The organism is Ruegeria sp. CDSB117 (assembly GCF_059611005.1).
In genome coordinates, this window is sequence record NZ_JBXWOS010000015.1 from 99975 (window position 1) to 116656 (window position 16682).

At 57.9% G+C, this 16682-nt stretch carries 23 protein-coding genes; 14 read left to right on the plus strand and 9 right to left on the minus strand.

Features of this window, described 5'->3' with window-relative positions; genetic code table 11:
• Nucleotides 1–9 precede the first annotated feature (9 nt).
• The 6 genes from AC2FJC_RS16335 to AC2FJC_RS16360 form a co-directional block, all read right to left on the minus strand.
• The gene (locus AC2FJC_RS16335) at nt 10–633 is read right to left on the minus strand and encodes a trimeric intracellular cation channel family protein (protein WP_108861287.1); all 624 of its coding nucleotides are present in this window, start codon (nt 631–633) and stop codon (nt 10–12) included.
• Nucleotides 630–1097, minus strand: coding sequence for a ribonuclease HI (rnhA, locus tag AC2FJC_RS16340; protein WP_496740281.1), 468 nt, complete (start codon nt 1095–1097; stop codon nt 630–632). Before rnhA ends, AC2FJC_RS16335 begins: the two co-directional genes overlap by 4 nt.
• Nucleotides 1090–1677, minus strand: coding sequence for a class I SAM-dependent methyltransferase (locus AC2FJC_RS16345; RefSeq protein WP_496740282.1), 588 nt, complete (start codon nt 1675–1677; stop codon nt 1090–1092). The genes rnhA and AC2FJC_RS16345 overlap by 8 nt, the downstream gene beginning before the upstream one ends.
• Nucleotides 1674–2126 (minus strand): DUF3429 domain-containing protein, encoded by a 453-nt coding sequence (locus AC2FJC_RS16350; protein ID WP_496740283.1) that lies wholly within the window; start codon nt 2124–2126, stop codon nt 1674–1676. The genes AC2FJC_RS16345 and AC2FJC_RS16350 overlap by 4 nt, the downstream gene beginning before the upstream one ends.
• On the minus strand, nt 2123–3073 hold the full coding sequence (gene ispH, locus AC2FJC_RS16355) for a 4-hydroxy-3-methylbut-2-enyl diphosphate reductase (protein ID WP_496723282.1): 951 nt from the start codon (nt 3071–3073) through the stop codon (nt 2123–2125). The genes AC2FJC_RS16350 and ispH overlap by 4 nt, the downstream gene beginning before the upstream one ends.
• A 193-nt stretch (nt 3074–3266) precedes the next feature.
• Nucleotides 3267–3839 (minus strand): LabA-like NYN domain-containing protein, encoded by a 573-nt coding sequence (locus AC2FJC_RS16360; RefSeq protein WP_058278950.1) that lies wholly within the window; start codon nt 3837–3839, stop codon nt 3267–3269.
• A 154-nt stretch (nt 3840–3993) separates the two neighbouring features.
• On the opposite strand from AC2FJC_RS16360, the gene folK reads away from it, so the two are divergent.
• The 10 genes from folK to AC2FJC_RS16410 all read left to right on the plus strand — a co-directional run bounded on the left by folK (nt 3994) and on the right by AC2FJC_RS16410 (nt 11852).
• Nucleotides 3994–4551, plus strand: a complete 558-nt coding sequence (folK, locus tag AC2FJC_RS16365) for a 2-amino-4-hydroxy-6-hydroxymethyldihydropteridine diphosphokinase (protein WP_496740284.1) — start codon at nt 3994–3996, stop codon at nt 4549–4551.
• Between the two features lie 94 nt (nt 4552–4645).
• Nucleotides 4646–4999, plus strand: coding sequence for a DNA-directed RNA polymerase subunit omega (gene rpoZ / locus AC2FJC_RS16370; RefSeq protein WP_010437681.1), 354 nt, complete (start codon nt 4646–4648; stop codon nt 4997–4999).
• 26 nt (nt 5000–5025) lie between these two features.
• Complete coding sequence (locus AC2FJC_RS16375) at nt 5026–7158, plus strand: RelA/SpoT family protein (protein ID WP_496740285.1); 2133 nt, start codon at nt 5026–5028, stop codon at nt 7156–7158.
• A gap of 16 nt (nt 7159–7174) precedes the next feature.
• Nucleotides 7175–7873 carry a DUF2062 domain-containing protein gene (locus tag AC2FJC_RS16380; RefSeq protein WP_496740286.1) on the plus strand — a complete coding sequence of 233 codons (699 nt, stop codon included), beginning with the start codon at nt 7175–7177 and terminating at the stop codon, nt 7871–7873.
• Entirely contained in the window at nt 7866–8612 is a 747-nt protein-coding gene (locus AC2FJC_RS16385; protein WP_496740287.1) for a pyridoxine 5'-phosphate synthase, read from the plus strand. The genes AC2FJC_RS16380 and AC2FJC_RS16385 overlap by 8 nt, the downstream gene beginning before the upstream one ends.
• Nucleotides 8609–9232, plus strand: a complete 624-nt coding sequence (locus AC2FJC_RS16390; protein WP_496740288.1) for a LysE family translocator — start codon at nt 8609–8611, stop codon at nt 9230–9232. The genes AC2FJC_RS16385 and AC2FJC_RS16390 overlap by 4 nt, the downstream gene beginning before the upstream one ends.
• A complete protein-coding gene (acpS, locus tag AC2FJC_RS16395; protein ID WP_496740289.1) occupies nt 9229–9648 on the plus strand; it encodes a holo-ACP synthase in 420 nt (139 codons plus the stop codon). Before AC2FJC_RS16390 ends, acpS begins: the two co-directional genes overlap by 4 nt.
• Nucleotides 9649–9705: 57 nt before the next feature.
• Nucleotides 9706–10545, plus strand: a complete 840-nt coding sequence (gene lepB, locus AC2FJC_RS16400) for a signal peptidase I (RefSeq protein ID WP_496740290.1) — start codon at nt 9706–9708, stop codon at nt 10543–10545.
• Nucleotides 10542–11219: a ribonuclease III gene (gene rnc, locus AC2FJC_RS16405; RefSeq protein ID WP_496740291.1), complete on the plus strand. Its 678-nt coding sequence runs from the start codon at nt 10542–10544 to the stop codon at nt 11217–11219. The genes lepB and rnc overlap by 4 nt, the downstream gene beginning before the upstream one ends.
• 156 nt (nt 11220–11375) lie before the next feature.
• A complete protein-coding gene (locus AC2FJC_RS16410; RefSeq protein WP_496740292.1) occupies nt 11376–11852 on the plus strand; it encodes a hypothetical protein in 477 nt (158 codons plus the stop codon).
• A 28-nt stretch (nt 11853–11880) separates the two neighbouring features.
• Here the strand turns inward: AC2FJC_RS16410 and AC2FJC_RS16415 are convergent, their stop codons facing one another.
• On the minus strand, nt 11881–13257 hold the full coding sequence (locus AC2FJC_RS16415) for a multicopper oxidase family protein (RefSeq protein ID WP_496740293.1): 1377 nt from the start codon (nt 13255–13257) through the stop codon (nt 11881–11883).
• Between the two features lie 157 nt (nt 13258–13414).
• On the opposite strand from AC2FJC_RS16415, the gene era reads away from it, so the two are divergent.
• From era to AC2FJC_RS16430, 3 genes are all read left to right on the plus strand, one after another.
• Nucleotides 13415–14323: a GTPase Era gene (gene era / locus AC2FJC_RS16420; RefSeq protein ID WP_496740294.1), complete on the plus strand. Its 909-nt coding sequence runs from the start codon at nt 13415–13417 to the stop codon at nt 14321–14323.
• Entirely contained in the window at nt 14320–14649 is a 330-nt protein-coding gene (locus tag AC2FJC_RS16425; RefSeq protein ID WP_496740295.1) for a DUF1491 family protein, read from the plus strand. Before era ends, AC2FJC_RS16425 begins: the two co-directional genes overlap by 4 nt.
• A 105-nt stretch (nt 14650–14754) precedes the next feature.
• Nucleotides 14755–15078 carry a SemiSWEET transporter gene (locus AC2FJC_RS16430; protein ID WP_496740296.1) on the plus strand — a complete coding sequence of 108 codons (324 nt, stop codon included), beginning with the start codon at nt 14755–14757 and terminating at the stop codon, nt 15076–15078.
• A gap of 28 nt (nt 15079–15106) precedes the next feature.
• On the opposite strand, the gene AC2FJC_RS16435 is transcribed toward AC2FJC_RS16430, so the two are convergent.
• On the minus strand, nt 15107–15412 hold the full coding sequence (locus AC2FJC_RS16435) for an NIPSNAP family protein (RefSeq protein WP_496740297.1): 306 nt from the start codon (nt 15410–15412) through the stop codon (nt 15107–15109).
• Nucleotides 15413–15537: 125 nt separating this feature from the next.
• On the opposite strand from AC2FJC_RS16435, the gene recO reads away from it, so the two are divergent.
• Nucleotides 15538–16263 (plus strand): DNA repair protein RecO, encoded by a 726-nt coding sequence (gene recO, locus AC2FJC_RS16440; RefSeq protein WP_496740314.1) that lies wholly within the window; start codon nt 15538–15540, stop codon nt 16261–16263.
• On the opposite strand, the gene AC2FJC_RS16445 is transcribed toward recO, so the two are convergent.
• Complete coding sequence (locus tag AC2FJC_RS16445; RefSeq protein ID WP_496727071.1) at nt 16247–16639, minus strand: META domain-containing protein; 393 nt, start codon at nt 16637–16639, stop codon at nt 16247–16249. The two genes, recO and AC2FJC_RS16445, sit on opposite strands and share 17 nt — an antisense overlap.
• Nucleotides 16640–16682 lie beyond the last annotated feature (43 nt).

Sequence of the window (16682 nt, forward strand, 5' to 3'; positions counted from 1 at the left end):
TGCACCCATTTATTGCCGCGGCGGGCGCGCCTTGTAAACCGGAAGCCGCCAGCCAAACACCAATGATCCCGCCCGCAATGACCAGCAGATCAACGCACATGCGGCCAGTGTGGCCAGCTCGTCGAAACCAAGTCGGGTCGCGATCACAGCGGCAAAAGCCCCGGCAAACGCGCAAGAGACGTAGAGCTCACCCTGTTTCAGAACCAGTGGCACTTCGTTGCAGACGACGTCCCGCATCAGGCCGCCAAGGCAGCCAGTTGTGACGCCCATCAACACAACGATGACACCGGATTGGTTCAGCGACAAGGCTGCGCCAGCACCTGCTGCCGCGGCAATCGACAGAGCGAAACTGTCCAGCCAGACCAGCAAGTTGTATCGGCTTTCCACCAAATGGGCGGTGAAAAACACCACCACAGCTGCCGCTGTGGCGATCAGGATATAGTCCGGTTGACCGACCCAGAACACCGGGTGCCGGTCCAACAGCAGGTCGCGGACGGTTCCGCCGCCCACAGCAGTCAGGCAGGCCATAAAGGCAAAACCCACCAAATCCAGCTGTGCCCGGCTGGCCACCAATGCACCCGTCAGGGCAAAAACCAGAACTGAGGCATAATCGAGCAGTGCAAGACCGCTCACGTTTGCGCCTTTTTGGGTTTGAACGGGGCCATGCCCGCGCGGGCCAGCTCGTCGGCTTTTTCGTTTTCAGGATGGCCTGCATGGCCCTTGACCCATTCCCAGGTCACGTCATGGCGCGCCTGCGCCTCGTCCAGTCGCTGCCACAGATCGACATTCTTGACTGGTTTCTTATTCGAGGTCTTCCAGCCGTTGCGTTTCCAGCCGAAAATCCAGCCGGTCACACCATTTTTTACATAGGCGCTGTCGGTCACCACAGTGATCTTCGAGGTCCGTTCCAGCGTTTCCAGCGCGCTGATCGCGGCCAGCAATTCCATGCGATTGTTGGTGGTCTCAGCTTCGCCGCCGTTCAGCTCGCGTTCTTTCAGGACTTTCTCGCCATCCATTGCGCGCATCAACACACCCCAGCCCCCGGGACCAGGATTGCCCGAACAGGCACCATCGGTATAGGCAAACAACTCAGGCATGGGCGATCACCAGAATAAAACCGTCATAAGATCCAGCCAGGCCTTTGCCCACGCCAGTTGTGATCCGGTCAATTGTGAACCCCGCCTTCGCCAGAGCCTCTTCGATCTCGGTCTGTGAGAAATAGGTGTAATAACGATCAATGTCGTCGCGGTGTTCACCGGCTCCCAGTTTCAGACCAAGGAAAAAGATACTCTCAGGCTTGAGTGCCCGGTGGATGGCCGCCAAATGGCGCGGGAAATCCTTGCGCGGCGCATGCAGCAGCGAAAAGCTGGCATAGATGCCGTCAAACGTGGCCGTTTCGGTCACATCGTCAAATGTACCGACATGCGCATCTACGTCATTTTCGCGGGCGTGTTCCACGAAGGCCGGCGTCGCATCCAATGCCCGAACCCGCAGCCCCTCACGCATGAAGAACATACTGTCCGCACCGGGGCCTGAGCCGAGGTCAAGCACATAGCCGCCCGGCGCAACCGCTTCGGCAAAGGCCATGCGGGCCTCGATCTGTTCGGGCGGCAATGGGACGCTCAGGTACTCGGCAACACGTGTGGTGTAGGCGTCAATTGTCTTGCGGTCGGTCACAGGTAAACTCCTACGGCAAGGCATATCAGGACGATGGCTGTCAGCAGAACGCGCAGCCTCAGCCACCATGTTGGGGTCAGTCGCCAATATGCAAATATCGCGTCCAGCATCAGCAAACCGGCGAAGCCGTACATCAAGTTGATGCCCGCCTCAACAGGTCCACCGCCGGTCATGAAAAACGCCCAAAGTGCCGGAAAGACTGACAGTATATAACATGTCGCTGCCTTGCCGCCCGAGGTCTTGGTGGCGAACCCCCACAGAACACCGGACATAAAACTTAAGATCACCGAGCCGTAGAACAGTTGAATATACGGTCCGACGAACCGCGACCCAAGCTCTTGCCTGCCCCAATCCTGCAAATCGCCGTTCAAGGAGGTCAGCGCGCCCCAAATGAACGGGATCAACCCCGCCAGCGCCAGAACCAACGGCGCCCTGGGGACGCCTCTCATGCGGTTTGCCTCAGGACGCGGGGCACTTTGAATTCGACATTTTCGACGGCGGTTTCGACCAGTTCAACCGTCACGTCATAGTGGGTGTCGAAAGCGTCAATCACCTCATTCACCAGCACTTCGGGTGCTGACGCGCCTGCGGTAATGGCGATGGTTGAGATGCCTTCCAGCGCCCGCCAGTCGATATCGTGGGCGCGCTGCACCAATTGCGCATAGTTGCACCCGGCGCGGGCCGCAACCTCGACCAGTCGGCGTGAGTTCGAAGAGTTCGGCGCGCCAACAACAAGCAAAGCATCCGATTTTGGAGCCACGGCTTTGACGGCCTCTTGCCGGTTGGTGGTGGCGTAGCAGATGTCTTCCTTATGTGGGCCAACGATGGCCGGGAACCGGACTTGGAGGGCTGCGATAATATCCTTGGTGTCATCCACCGAAAGCGTCGTCTGGGTGACAAATGCCAGCTTTTCCGGATTGCGTACCTGAACCGAGGCCACGTCATCGACGGTTTCAACCAGCAGCACTTCGCCGTCGGGCAACTGGCCCATGGTGCCGATGGTTTCCGGATGGCCCTTGTGGCCGATCATGATCATCTGCAATCCGGCTTCAGCATGGCGCTGAGCCTCGACATGAACCTTGGAGACCAGCGGGCAGGTGGCATCGACATAGATCATCTCGCGCTGGGCCGCGGACGCGGGAACGGATTTCGGTACGCCATGCGCTGAAAAAATAACGGGTCGGTCGTTAGGACACTCGTCCAGCTCTTCGACAAAAACGGCCCCCTTGGCGCGCAGACCATCTACGACGAATTTGTTGTGCACAATTTCATGCCGCACATACACCGGAGCACCCCATTTCTGCAGCGCCATTTCAACGATCTTGATCGCCCGGTCGACACCGGCGCAGAACCCGCGCGGCGCGGCGAGGTATAGGGTAAGGGGCGGCTTGGTCATGTCTTGGTCTCCATAGGCCACAGGTAAGTCTTTTCCCGGCTATGGTCCAGACAGGACATTGTCATTGATATGACATGAATCACTGCTAGCCAGCAGGTGTTTCAGTACCTGCTTTTAGTTAAAGAAGCGCGGTCAGGTTGGTACAGCCTGACCGCGCTAATTTCTTCCCCCGGGTTTGGTGAGTGGCCCGGTCTTACTGTCCACCTGCAGCAACGCTGCGTGGCTCCATGGGCATTTCACGCGGAGGCCGCCCGATCACGTCGCGCAGGTCTTCAAGTTCGATGAAGTTGTCAGCCTGGCGGCGCAGCTCGTCCGAGATCATCGGCGGCTGGCTGCGGATGGTCGAAACCACCGAAACGCGCACGCCCTGACGTTGCAAGCTGGCAATCAGCGGGCGAAAATCCCCATCGCCCGAAAACAGCACAATATGATCGACCCGCGGTGCCAGTTCCATGGCGTCGACTGTCAGTTCGATATCCATGTTACCTTTGACTTTCCGACGCCCCATGCTGTCGGTGTATTCCTTCGCCGGTTTTGTCACCATGGTGAAGCCGTTGTAATGCAGCCAGTCAACCAAGGGGCGGATCGGGGAATACTCGTCGTTTTCCAATAGCGCCGTATAGTAAAAAGCCCGAAGCATCTTGCCGCGGCGCATAAACTCCTGGCGCAGCAATTTGTAGTCGATGTCAAACCCCAGTGCTTTGGCGGCTGCATAAAGATTCGAGCCGTCGATGAACAGCGCTAGCCGTTCGTCTTTATAGAACATAAATAGGTCCTTCCGGTACAATACAGAGCGCCGTGGTGTTACGTGAGTGGGTGTTTGAAAAATAGGCGGCGCGCTGATCTTCTATAATTAGGCCATTTCGGTCGTATCGCAAGTATGCAATTCGCCGAATATAGTGAATGGAACGTACAAATCTATGTCAAAAGCGGTTATCGCGCTGGGCGCAAATCTCAAATTGAGAGGTATTGGCCCCAAGGTGACACTTCAAAGCGCCCTTGACGCGATCTTGCGTCATGGGGTGGTGATTCGTGCCGTCAGCCGTTTTTTTGAGACCCCGTGCTTCCCGGCAGGTGCCGGGCCTGACTACGTCAATGCGGCTGCTTTGATCGAAACGGACAGGACACCGACCGATTTGTTGCACCTGCTTCACCAGATTGAGCATCAGTTTGGGCGCGAAAGGGTGCAGCGATGGGGTATGCGAACGCTGGATCTGGATCTGGTCTGCTATGATGATCTGGTTCTGCCAGATCGCACCGAATTTGACAGCTGGCTGACCCTGCCGGCACAGGAGCAGACGCAAAAGGCGCCGGACCGGCTGATTATTCCACATCCGCGCCTGCAGGATCGTGCTTTCGTCCTTGTTCCGATGGCGGACGTCGCCCCGGATTGGCGGCATCCGGTGCTGGGCCGGACGGTAACCGAAATGCTGGCAGACCTGCCCGCGTCGGATATTGCGGCAGTCACGGCTGTGTGAACGGTGCATTTGCAGCATTTCTTGCTTGTCAAGGCGGGGATTCGCCCTTAGATAAACCTCTTCCTGACATGGATTCAGTAACGGAGAGCGCCCCATGGCCCGCGTGACGGTTGAAGATTGCGTAGACAAGGTTCCTAACCGGTTTGAACTGGTGATGCTTGCCGCCCATCGTGCGCGCGAGATTTCTGCCGGCGGCCCGATCACCGTCGACCGTGACAATGACAAGAATCCCGTCGTGTCGCTGCGCGAGATTGCGGACGAAACCCAAAGCGCGGATGAACTGCGCGAGCGCCTGATCGAGGCCAACCAGACCCAGATTGAGGTCGATGAGCCGGAAGAAGATCAGATGGCTCTGCTGATGGGTGCGGAATCGGACAAACCGGCCGATGACGATATGTCGGAAGAGAAGCTGCTGCGCGCTCTGATGGAGGCTCAAGGCCAGGGGTAAGCCCCAAAGATGAAGGTGCGGACCGGATGATTTCTGCAGACGACCTGATTGCGCTGGTCCGCAACTACAACCCCAAGACAAATGCTGACCGCATCGCCCGGGCCTATGAGTTCGGAAAGCAGATGCATGACGGTCAGTTCCGCCATTCAGGCGAACCCTATTTCACACATCCCGTTGCCGTGGCCGCCATCCTGACCGAACAGCGCCTGGATGATGCGACGATCATTACAGCGTTGCTGCATGACACGATCGAAGACACCAAAGCCAATTATGGCAAAGTGTCCGAACTGTTCGGGGAAGAGGTTGCCAAGCTGGTCGACGGCGTCACCAAACTGACCAACCTGCAACTGTCCAGCCGCGAAACCAAACAGGCCGAGAACTTCCGTAAGCTGTTCATGGCCATGTCCAAGGATCTGCGGGTTATTCTGGTCAAGCTCGCTGACCGTCTGCACAACATGCGCACGATCAAGGCAATGCGCCCGGAAAAGCAGGTGCAGAAGGCACGCGAGACGATGGATATTTATGCGCCGCTCGCAGGTCGCATGGGTATGCAGTGGATGCGCGAAGAGCTTGAGGATCTTGCTTTCCGCGTTCTGAATTCCGAAGGCCGCCAGTCGATCATTCGCCGCTTTATCACCTTGCAGCGCGAAACCGGCGACGTGATCCACCGGATCACTGGCGACATGCGGCACGAGCTGGAGAAGGCGGGCATCGAGGCCGAAGTGTTTGGGCGTGCCAAAAAACCCTATTCAATCTGGCGCAAGATGCAGGAAAAGGATCAGGGCTTTTCGCGCTTGTCCGACATATATGGTTTCCGCATCATCACCCGGTCCGAGGAAGATTGTTATCGCACGCTGGGTGCCATTCACCAGCGCTGGCGCGCGGTGCCGGGACGGTTCAAGGATTACATCAGTCAGCCGAAATCAAACGGCTATCGCTCGATCCACACTACAGTTTCGGGGCGCGACGGGAAACGGGTCGAGGTTCAGATCCGCACCCGTCAGATGCATGATGTGGCAGAAACCGGCGTTGCGGCGCATTGGTCGTACCGCGACGGTGTCCGCTCGGAAAACCCTTTTGCCGTTGATCCGGCCAAGTGGATTGCGAACCTTACTGAACAGTTCGACAGTGAGGAAGATCACGAAGATTTCCTCGAAGCGGTCAAACTGGAAATGTACTCGGACCAGGTGTTTTGCTTCACGCCCAAAGGTGACGTGGTCAAGCTACCGCGCGGGGCTACGCCGATTGATTTCGCCTATGCCATCCACACCCGCATTGGACATGCCTGCGTTGGCGCCAAGGTGGACGGCATTCGCGTGCCATTGTGGACACGGATCAAGAACGGTCAGTCGGTGGATGTGATCACCGCTGACGGCCAGACGCCCCAAGTTACGTGGCTTGAGATTGCAGTGACAGGCAAGGCCCGCACCGCCATTCGGCGGGCGCTGCGTGAGGTCGACCGCGAGCGGTTCATCAAGCTGGGCAAGGAACTTGCGCGTTCTGGTTTTGAACACGTCGGTCGAAAGGCCACAGAGAAGGCCTTGGATACAGCCGCAAAACACCTGCGCCTGAAAGACCGGCACGAATTGCTGGCCCGTCTTGGCAGCGCCGAGCTGACGGCGCATGATGTGGTCAGTGCCGTGTACCCTGAACTGACCCAGGATGAGGGGGATGCCATTTCCCCGCGCCGCGCGGTGATCGGCCTTGAGCCCGGCCAAAAATTCGACCGCGCCCCCTGTTGCCAGCCTTTGCCGGGCGAACGCATCGTCGGCATAACCTATCGTGGTAAAGGTGTTGTCGTGCATGCCATCGACTGCGACCGCCTGTCCGAGTTCGAAAGTGAGCCCGATCGTTGGGTCGATTTGCACTGGCACTCGGGAACGCACCCGGCTGTCTATGGTGCGACGCTGGATATGACCATTGGTAACGATGCCGGTGTTCTGGGACGCATTTGCACGTTGATCGGCGAGAAAAAGGCCAATATCTCGAACCTCGAATTCGTCGACCGCAAACCCGATTTTTACCGCCTTTTGGTCAGTGTCGAATTGCGTGACCTGGAACAGTTGCATTCGCTGATGCTGATGCTTGAGGCCGAAAGCGATGTAGCCGCGGTCGAACGCTTTCGGGACAGGACCAAAACCGCAGTAGCGGCTGGCTGAGAAGGGGTGATCAGGAGTGGTATTTAAGCGCCGAGACCGACGCTCGCCTGTCCAGATCGCGTCTGAATTCGTCTATCCCCGTGGTGGATGGACGCGGGCCTTTCACTACGTCAAGCATCGTGTTCGTAGGCTGCCGGACTCGCCCGAGCGCATTGCGCGTGGCATCGGGGCGGGCGTCTTCGCCTCATTCACTCCGTTCTACGGATTGCATTTTCTGGTCGCTGCTGTGGTGGCGCGCCTGCTGAACGGCAATATTCTGGCCGCTTTGAGTGGAACATTCTTTGGCAATCCACTCACCTATGTGCCAATCGGCGTGGTTTGCCTGCAGACCGGGCATTTCCTGCTGGGGACCAAATTCCACAAAGGCGACACGCATGGTCTGATGGGCAAGTTCACAGATGCAATGGGTGATCTGAAGAACAACTTTATTGCCATGTTCACCGATCATGTCGCGGACTGGCATGGGCTCAGCATCTTCTATAACGAGGTGTTCTTTCCCTACATGATTGGCGGCGTTCTTCCGGGCATTCTGGCGGGTGTAATCTGCTCCTATCTCAGTTTGCCGCTGATCCGCACCTATCAGCAACGCCGTCGCGACAAGATCAAGGCAAAGTTTGACGAAATCAAACGCTTGGCCGAAACAAAGTCTGCCGTTCCACTGATGAATGCCCTAGGTTCAGACCAGGGCCTTAAGAAGGATTCGAGCGATGTCTGACAACCACCTGCGTCTTGGCGTAAATATCGACCACGTGGCCACAGTGCGTAACGCGCGGGGCGGGGCCTATCCTGATCCGCTGCGTGCTGCCAAGCTGGCAGAAGAGGCCGGGGCTGACGGGATCACCGCGCATCTGCGCGAAGACCGCCGCCATATCTCGGACGCCGATATCGACGGCCTAATGGAGGTCCTGTCGGTGCCGTTGAACTTTGAGATGGCCGCGACGCCCGAGATGCAGAAAATTGCCTTGCGCCATAAGCCGCATGCTGTTTGCATCGTCCCTGAAAAGCGCGAAGAACGCACCACCGAAGGCGGGCTGGAAGTCGCGCGCGAGGAAAACAAGCTGGCTCATTTTATCGCGCCGCTGCGTGATGCCGGGTGTCGTGTGTCGATCTTTATCGCTGCTGATCAGCGCCAGATCGAGGCCGCGCACCGTATCGGCGCCGAAGTGATCGAGCTGCACACCGGTGCATATTGCGATGCCATGGCCGAAAGCCATGACGACAAAGCCAACAGTGAGTTGGAAGCCCTGCGCGAAATGTCCGCTTTTGCCCACGCACTGGGCCTTGAGGTCCACGCGGGTCACGGCCTGACCTATGACACCGTGCAACCGATCGCGGCATTCCCCGAAGTGCGCGAGCTGAATATCGGCCACTTCCTTATTGGCGAGGCCATCTTTCGCGGCCTCACGCCTGCCATGGCCGAGATGCGGCGTCTAATGGATGAGGCGCGCGGATGATCACGCCCGGATTTGTTGTCATCTGGTTTGCCTGGCTGATGGCCGGCGGTTCTCCTGGGCCTGCAACAATGGGGATTGCTGGAACGGCAATGAACGAAGGTCGCCGCGCTGGCCTGGTGTTTGCGTTGGGTATTTGCGCTGGTTCTGCCGCTTGGGGCATCGCCGCCGCGCTGGGTTTATCGGCGATCATGCTGGCCAATGTCTGGGTGTTCGAGGTCATCCGCTATGTTGGTGTGGCCTATCTGGGTTGGTTGGCGTTCAAAGCGCTGCGCCGAGCACTGACGTCTGATGAGGTTGCTATCGGCAACCCGGTGACCGGCTCACTAAGCACAATCTTTGCAAAGGGCGCAGCTATCCACCTGACCAACCCCAAGGCGATCCTGAGCTGGGGCTCGATCTATGCCATCGTCGCCCCGAATGATGCCAGCCTTTCGATGTTGCTGGGCTATTTCGCCATGCTTTACGCAGGATCGTTGTTGATCTTCATCGGCTACGCCTTCCTCTTTTCCTCCGAGCGTATGGTGCAGGCCTACCGCCGCGCTCGCCGGTGGTTCGACTTCGCCTTTGCCGGGTTCTTTGGGGTCGCGAGTTACAAGATTTTGACTGTGCGGCTGTCATGATACTCGGCATCGGCACAGATCTTGCAAATATCGACCGCATTCAGGGCACATTGGACCGGTTCGGAGATCGATTCCGCAATCGTGTCTTCACCGAAATCGAACAGAGCAAAGCGGAACGTCGCGCTGATGTTGCGGGAACATACGCCAAACGCTGGGCCGCGAAAGAGGCTTGCTCCAAGGCGCTGGGCACCGGTCTGGCCATGGGCATCGCCTGGAAGGACATGTCGGTGACCAATCTGCGCTCGGGTCAGCCTGTGATGCATGTCACGGGGTGGGCGGCAGATCGGCTGAAAGAGATGACGCCCGAAGGGTATGAGGCGATTATCCACGTCACCCTGACCGACGATCACCCTTGGGCACAGGCATTCGTGGTGATCGAGGCGCGTCCGCTTCACGATGCGCCTGCGCAGCCTTGACTTGCCCCCAACCGACCCGCATGTAGCACCCCAACGAATAAACGACCGGAGAGCAGTATGGCCGAGGAAGCCAAAACAGGTAACGCCGTGTGGGAGACGATCAAGACCATCGTCTATGCCTTGCTGATTGCGGGCGTGTTCCGCACCATCCTGTTCCAGCCGTTCTGGATTCCGTCGGGCTCGATGAAACCCACCTTGTTGATCGGGGATTTCCTGTTCGTCAACAAAATGTCTTACGGTTATTCCTACGCGTCCTGCCCCAGCCTGATCATTCCCAGCGTCGGCCTGAATGTTGACGCCGAAGATCTCTGCGGCTGGATGCAAAGCGATGACAACACCCGTATCTGGGGTGGTGACCCCGAACGCGGTGACGTCATTGTTTTCCGCCACCCGGTCAGTGGCCGCGACTATATCAAACGTCTGATCGGTCTGCCCGGGGACCGTATTCAAGTGCGGGACGGTCAAGTCATTCTGAACGGCACAGCCGTACAACAAGAACCTGATGGCGTGTTCACCGAAGTCGCCGAACCACAAGGCTCGCAAGGTTTGCGCCCACGCTGCGAAAACGGTCCTGTCGGCTTTGGCGGTGTCTGCGAAAAATCGCGTATGATCGAAACACTGCCAAACGGTGTGTCGTACGAAGTGCTGAACATCGGCAATCAGGCGGCTGACAATACCGGCATCTACACGGTTCCCGAAGGGCATTACTTTTTCATGGGGGACAACCGCGACAACTCCAGCGACAGCCGCGTGCCGCAATCCGCAGGTGGCGTAGGCTATGTGCCTTACGAAGACCTGATCGGGCGGGCTGATCGCATCCTCTTCTCATCCGCTGGCCGGTCGATGCTGTTCTTCTGGACATGGCGCGGGGATCGCTTCTTCAAGGCGGTCAATTGAAGCTTTCGACCGAGATAAAGGGTTTCCAGCAGCGTCTGGGGTACGAATTCTCGAACCCTGAACTGCTGGTGCGCGCACTGACCCATGGATCGGTCTCGTCCTCGACACGACCCGACAATCAGCGGTTGGAGTTTCTGGGCGATCGGGTTCTGGGTCTTGTCATGGCAACCGCCCTGCTGGAGGCCGACAAGAGAGCATCCGAAGGGCAGTTGGCCCCTCGGTTCAACGCGTTGGTCCGCAAAGAGGCCTGCGCTGATGTGGCCCGGCAAATCGATCTTGGCGTGGTGCTGAAACTGGGCCGGTCCGAGATGCTGTCAGGAGGGCGCCGTAAACAGGCCTTGCTGGGTGATGCGATGGAGGCTGTAATCGCCGCAATCTATCGCGATGCCGGTTTCGAGGCTGCGCGCGACGTCATTCTGCGACTGTGGGGGGATCGCGTCCACAACGTTGAAGCGGATGCGCGGGACGCCAAAACATCGCTGCAGGAATGGGCGCAGGCGCGTGGGCAAAAACCGCCCGCTTACATCGAAGTCAAACGCAGCGGTCCCGACCACGCACCGGTGTTTACGATTGCGGCTAGGTTGCAGGACGGAACCGAAGCGCAGGCAACGGCAGGGTCGAAACGTCAGGCGGAACAAGCCGCCGCAAAGGCGCTGCTGGATCAGTTGAAATAGCAACCCTCGACAGCCCGAACATGTCACAATTCTCAATCTAACTTGAGGCCTATAGCAGACCTCGGGTCGCGGGCGTATCTGAACATCATCCGCTTTGGCGCATGTCTAAGAACAAGCGAGCAAAGCGAAACAGATACAATGATTTGAGGCATTCAAATGCAAAGCGCAAAACTGACCACAGTGAATATCGGCTTTTTGTTCATCGCCGGTTTTATCGCCACGATCGCCTTCGATTTCTGGGGGCAGATTGTCAGCCCCGGCATCGGCTGGGCCAATCTGTCGCCCGAAGGGCTGGCCCAAAGCTTGCTGGCCAGTCTCGGCTTGCCCAGCAATGCCTTCCTTGGCTTCTTCGTGCATTTCTATCTTGTGGGTCTGATTGCTTATCCGATGGGATGGTTTCTGATCTTCAAGCCGATCTGGGTTAAGGTCCTTGGCCCCGTTCAAATGTTCGCCGCCTCGGCGATCTATGGGTTTGGCCTTTGGGTTTTTGCCCTGGGCGGGATCACCACCTTGTCCGGATTGCCGACTTTCCTAAACTTCTCGGCGATCACCTGGGTGGCACTGATCGGGCATGTTTTTTACGGGATCGTCATGGTTGCCGTTCTGCGCCTGATCGAACGTCAGAACGGTTGAAATGCCTGGGGGGCGTCTAACGCGCCCCTCATACCACCCGGATAAATCCAGTCAGCCCGGTCTTTTGGTGTTCGATGACGTGGCAATGAAACGCCCAATCGCCCGGGTTGTCGGCCACCAGTGCGATCTCGGTTACCTCGTCCTTTAGCAACAGCATCGTGTCGGTCATCAGTGGCGGCAGTTCGCGCAGGTTTGACCGCAGCGGTACAAAAGCCAACCCGTGCAGGTGGATCGGGTGCAAGTTGGGGGACTCATTTCGCAACCTCAGGACATAGCTTTTGCCCATTTCCAGTGTTGCCAAAGGCCCAACACCCTGCGCCGCGTCACCGGGCCATGGTTTGCGGTTGATAGACCAGAAATTATACCCCAGCGAGCCGCAGAACCCGTTGTTGGGTTCACCACCTTCGGGGGTCCAGCCAAAAACAAATTCGTGCAGTTCGGCGTTGGTCAGATCGGGTTTGGAGACCGGGTTCAAAGGCAGGGGGCGCAATTCTTGCAGGTCCCGTGCCACCGATGATCCAATCGCGCGCAGCAGCGCCATGGGCTTGTGTGGCTGACCAGGCAGTTTGGCCATAAGGGCAACGTTGCGCCCCTCGTGGTCCGGCATTGCAACTGCAAAATCCACGCGCTGACCTGGTCCCACTAGAAGTGGCTCATCTGCGCTGGGCATTGGAATGCTGATCTCAAGCGGATGGCCATCCCACGCGATGATCCGCGCATCGCCATCCTCAAGATGCAATTTGTAGATGCGCGTTATGTCCGTATTCACCACTCGCAATCGCACCAGACTGCCCGCGGTGTGATCGTAGACAGGACCTTGTATCCAGTTGGCAGTGTGGACGTTGCCGAACGTTCCGGCCCGTGCTGCGCCTCGTTGAGTAAAAACCGGCAGAAACACACCATCATCGTCCAGCCGGAAATCACGCAGGTTGATCACCTGTTCGCTGTCAAAGCCGGGGTCTTCGGGTTCAGCAATCACCATGACGCCCGTCAGGCCGTGGGCCATCTGCTCCATCGTCATGCAATGTGGATGATACCAGTAGGTGCCTGCATCGGGCGGAGTGAATTCATAACTAAAGACCTCATCTTCGCCCAATGGCATTTGGGTCAGGTAAGGCACCCCGTCCATGTTGTTCGCGATCCGCATCCCATGCCAGTGCATTGCCGTGTATTCCGACAGCGTATTGCGCACGGGCAGCCGCATCACTTCCCCTTGCTTGCCATATAAGACCGGTGGAGGTGCGTTCGGGGACAGGCTGACCATCCCGGTCGTCACCGTATTTCGCAGGGCAAAGTTTGCTGGTTGAATGGTCAACTCCGGCGTGCCCTGCGCCAATCCGAAACCGCCCAGCCCCAACACACCGACTGCAGCCCCGCTGCCCAAAAGAAACTCGCGACGTTTCATGTCTTGCCTCATTTTCCGATGGTTGCCTGGCTGGATTTGGCGCGGCTTGGATTAGGCGTGCCACCGATTTTGCATGACCGCAATGCGACAAATCCCTCTGGCCCGCGCGGCCTTTCTGCTATAGGGGTGCGCACTTGCAACCAGGAACGCCAGACACATGACCACACGCGCCGGATTTATCGCCCTGATCGGAGAGCCCAACGCAGGCAAATCCACCCTGCTGAACCGCATGGTCGGGGCCAAGGTTTCGATCGTGACGCATAAGGTGCAAACCACCCGCGCCCGTATCCGCGGCGTGGCAATGGAAGGCGATGCGCAGCTGGTCTTTGTAGACACACCCGGCCTTTTCAAACCGCGTCGTCGTTTGGATCGCGCCATGGTTGCCGCGGCCTGGGGCGGGGCAGCGGATGCAGATGTCGTCGTGCTGATGATCGAGGCGCATCGCGGCATCACCGAAGGGGTCGAACGTATCCTCGAAGGTCTGGAAGAGATCGGGCAGGGCCGAAAGGTTGCGCTGGCGATCAACAAGATCGACAAGGTCCAATCTGAGGTGCTGCTGGCCCTGACAAGTGACCTGAACGCACGCTACCCGTTTTCCGAAACCTTCATGATTTCCGCGGAAAAGGGCTATGGCGTTGACGATCTGCGCAAATGGCTGGCTGCGGAATTGCCCGAAAGCCCGTGGCTGTATCCCGAAGATCAGATCGCCGATCTGCCCTTGCGTATGATTGCGGCCGAAATGACGCGCGAGAAACTGACCCTGCGCCTGCATCAGGAACTGCCCTATCAGCTGACGGTCGAGACCGAAAACTGGGAAGAGCGCAAAGACGGCTCTGCCAAGATCGACCAGATCATCTATGTCATGCGCGATGGTCACAAGGGCATCGTGCTAGGCAAAAAGGGCGAGACGATCAAAGCGGTCAGCCAGGCCGCGCGGGCGGAACTGGAAGAGTTCCTGGACCGTAAGATACATCTGTTTCTGCAGGTCAAAGTGCGTCCGAACTGGCTCGAGGAATCCGAGCGTTACTCGGAAATGGGTCTGGATTTCAAAGACGGTAATGCATGACTCGCCTGACGGCTGATTTCTGGGTCCACGCCTATCTGGCGCGACTGCGTTTTCAGGAAATCCCGGCGTTTGTCGTAGCCCATGGCGACGATACGGCGGGTGCAGTGCTTGTCAAATTGAACACTCTGGACGGGCACGCCGTGGCGTTCCAACGCAGCTTTGATCTGATGAGCGGTGAACGCAAATGGGTCGAGCTTTCCTCCGGCGTCGAAGCAGAGGTTGACGACGCCATCACCCGGCAACGCAGTTTTGACCCTGACCTCTGGGTAATTGAAGTCGAAGACCGGCAAGGCCGGCATCTGTTGGGTGAAGAGGGGTTGGACTAGCCCGCGGTTCAATGGGTCTTGGTCGCACGGGTCAAAGCGTTTATTTTACCCTATACTATGTCGGTGAGGATCGCCGTACCGTTTGAACAAATCATGGGTGTGTGTGTGGCCGAAACACTCGCTGAAAAGCTTGAAAAATCAGAATTTGGGCATTGGATGCAGCGGTTTGAGGGCTTCATGGTCTTCATTGGCGTTGTCGGCCCTTTTGCCACGTTGCCGCAGCTGATCAAGCTGTACTTCACGCATACGCAACACGCGACCGGCCAGTCTCTGCTGTCTTGGTCGCTCTATGCTGCGCTGTCATTCCTTTGGTTCGCCTACGGGCTGGTGGTCGGCAAGTTGCCCATCTATTTGGGCAACGGTATATCGATGGTGCTGAACCTCCTGATGGTTCTGGGCATCCTGATCCACGCCGGTTTAACGTTTTGACCGGCCGCCACAGTCCGGTGCCAAGACGTCACCAACCGCTGCTTTTAAGCGTGATATCGTGCCCGGTGGTGGTCAATGTCTCACCGGAGAATTGCTTTACTTTGGGTGCGAAGGCCTGAAAATAGGGTTGCGACTGCACGTGGGCCAATGTCTCAGCGCTGTCCCAGCGGCCCCAATGAACCCGGGACTTTCCGTCATCAGCGACCGCAACCTGATAGGTGAATTTTCCGGCCGCCGCAGGATCGGCGTCGATCGCCTCGATAAAGGTGCGGATAGTGGTCTGCCATTCGGCTTCATCACCGTCATACCGGTATGAGATTGTGATGCCTCGCATGATCTGGCCTCTTGTTTAACAATATTGTTAATTAAGTATAGGAATGCCCGCGAGTCAAGTATTCGCGGTTGCGGCTTCCCGCAATGCCGGGTCAAGTTGAGCAAGGCAAACAGTGCGAGGCCCCATTGGACTGGCGTGATCACGGCATACTTCTGACCGCTCGCGGCCATGGCGAGACAGCGGCGATTATCGAGGTCTTCACCGAAGGCCACGGTCGTCATGCAGGCGTCGTACGCGGTGGCACCAGCCGCAAGATCGCTCCGATCCTGCAACCCGGCGCGCAGCTGGATGTTTTGTGGCGGGCACGGTTGGAAGAACACCTGGGCACATTTCAGGTTGAACCTTTGCGTTCACGCGCAGCAGCGGCGTTTTCGGGTCGGATGGCGTTGGCAGGATTGAACGCGTCCGTTGCGCTGTTGTCCTTTTGCCTGCCAGAGCGTGAACCGCATCCAGCGATCTACAAACAGACCGAACAGTTGTTGGACCTGCTGGGGCAGGACGAGATCTGGCCGCTGGCTTATCTGCGCTGGGAATTGGCGTTGCTTGAAGAACTGGGCTTCGGCCTGGACCTGTCGGCCTGTGCTGTGACCGGGGCGGCTGATGGGTTGGTCTATGTCTCACCCAAGACCGGTCGAGCCGTTAGTGCCAAGGGGGCCGGGGAATGGGCGGATAAGTTATTGCCCCTGCCACCCTGTTTGCGCGGTGAAGGACAAGCGCCAGACGCTGAGATTGCCGCAGGGTTTAAAACCACCGGTTACTTTCTGGAGCACCATCTAGCCCCGTCCCTAGGGCATAACCCCTTGCCGGATGCGCGGGCAAGATTTGTGGATCAGTTCACTCGGCGGCTTTGAACACCATCTCGTGCCCGTCATCATTGCGCAGTATCAACAGGTCGCCGGATACTTCGGACTGCGTCATCGCAATCAGCGCAGCGAAATAGAAGCCTTCGGCCTCAAGCCCGGCACAGGCCGCGCGTGTTGCGGTCAGGTCCATAATCTCGAACCAGGGGTAGGGCGCGTTCAGGGTGCCGCTATAGCTGTTGCAAGGGGCGTTACCCGTGATCTTGCCCTCTTCGGGGAACTGCAACATGGCGCTGGCCTCGAAAGGCTGCCCGTCAATTTCCTGCAGCACCCAAGTCTGGTCTGCAGCGCCATAGGCCGCAACGGATTCGTCCCTGTCGCACTGAAACAGGGCAATCAGGGGCAGTGTCAGGATCAGGCGTATCATGCGGGTGTCTTACTTTCTTACTGGTGCCGAGGGAACCGGCGAA

Coding starts and splice junctions, on each gene's coding strand:
- rnhA (WP_496740281.1), bottom strand. CDS start 1,097: ATGCCTGAGTTGTTTGCCTATACCGATGGTGCCTGTTCGGGCAATCCT.
- AC2FJC_RS16350 (WP_496740283.1), bottom strand. CDS start 2,126: ATGAGAGGCGTCCCCAGGGCGCCGTTGGTTCTGGCGCTGGCGGGGTTG.
- ispH (WP_496723282.1), bottom strand. CDS start 3,073: ATGACCAAGCCGCCCCTTACCCTATACCTCGCCGCGCCGCGCGGGTTC.
- AC2FJC_RS16360 (WP_058278950.1), bottom strand. CDS start 3,839: ATGTTCTATAAAGACGAACGGCTAGCGCTGTTCATCGACGGCTCGAAT.
- folK (WP_496740284.1), top strand. CDS start 3,994: ATGTCAAAAGCGGTTATCGCGCTGGGCGCAAATCTCAAATTGAGAGGT.
- rpoZ (WP_010437681.1), top strand. CDS start 4,646: ATGGCCCGCGTGACGGTTGAAGATTGCGTAGACAAGGTTCCTAACCGG.
- AC2FJC_RS16375 (WP_496740285.1), top strand. CDS start 5,026: ATGATTTCTGCAGACGACCTGATTGCGCTGGTCCGCAACTACAACCCC.
- AC2FJC_RS16385 (WP_496740287.1), top strand. CDS start 7,866: ATGTCTGACAACCACCTGCGTCTTGGCGTAAATATCGACCACGTGGCC.
- AC2FJC_RS16390 (WP_496740288.1), top strand. CDS start 8,609: ATGATCACGCCCGGATTTGTTGTCATCTGGTTTGCCTGGCTGATGGCC.
- acpS (WP_496740289.1), top strand. CDS start 9,229: ATGATACTCGGCATCGGCACAGATCTTGCAAATATCGACCGCATTCAG.
- lepB (WP_496740290.1), top strand. CDS start 9,706: ATGGCCGAGGAAGCCAAAACAGGTAACGCCGTGTGGGAGACGATCAAG.
- AC2FJC_RS16410 (WP_496740292.1), top strand. CDS start 11,376: ATGCAAAGCGCAAAACTGACCACAGTGAATATCGGCTTTTTGTTCATC.
- AC2FJC_RS16415 (WP_496740293.1), bottom strand. CDS start 13,257: ATGAAACGTCGCGAGTTTCTTTTGGGCAGCGGGGCTGCAGTCGGTGTG.
- era (WP_496740294.1), top strand. CDS start 13,415: ATGACCACACGCGCCGGATTTATCGCCCTGATCGGAGAGCCCAACGCA.
- AC2FJC_RS16425 (WP_496740295.1), top strand. CDS start 14,320: ATGACTCGCCTGACGGCTGATTTCTGGGTCCACGCCTATCTGGCGCGA.
- AC2FJC_RS16435 (WP_496740297.1), bottom strand. CDS start 15,412: ATGCGAGGCATCACAATCTCATACCGGTATGACGGTGATGAAGCCGAA.
- AC2FJC_RS16445 (WP_496727071.1), bottom strand. CDS start 16,639: ATGATACGCCTGATCCTGACACTGCCCCTGATTGCCCTGTTTCAGTGC.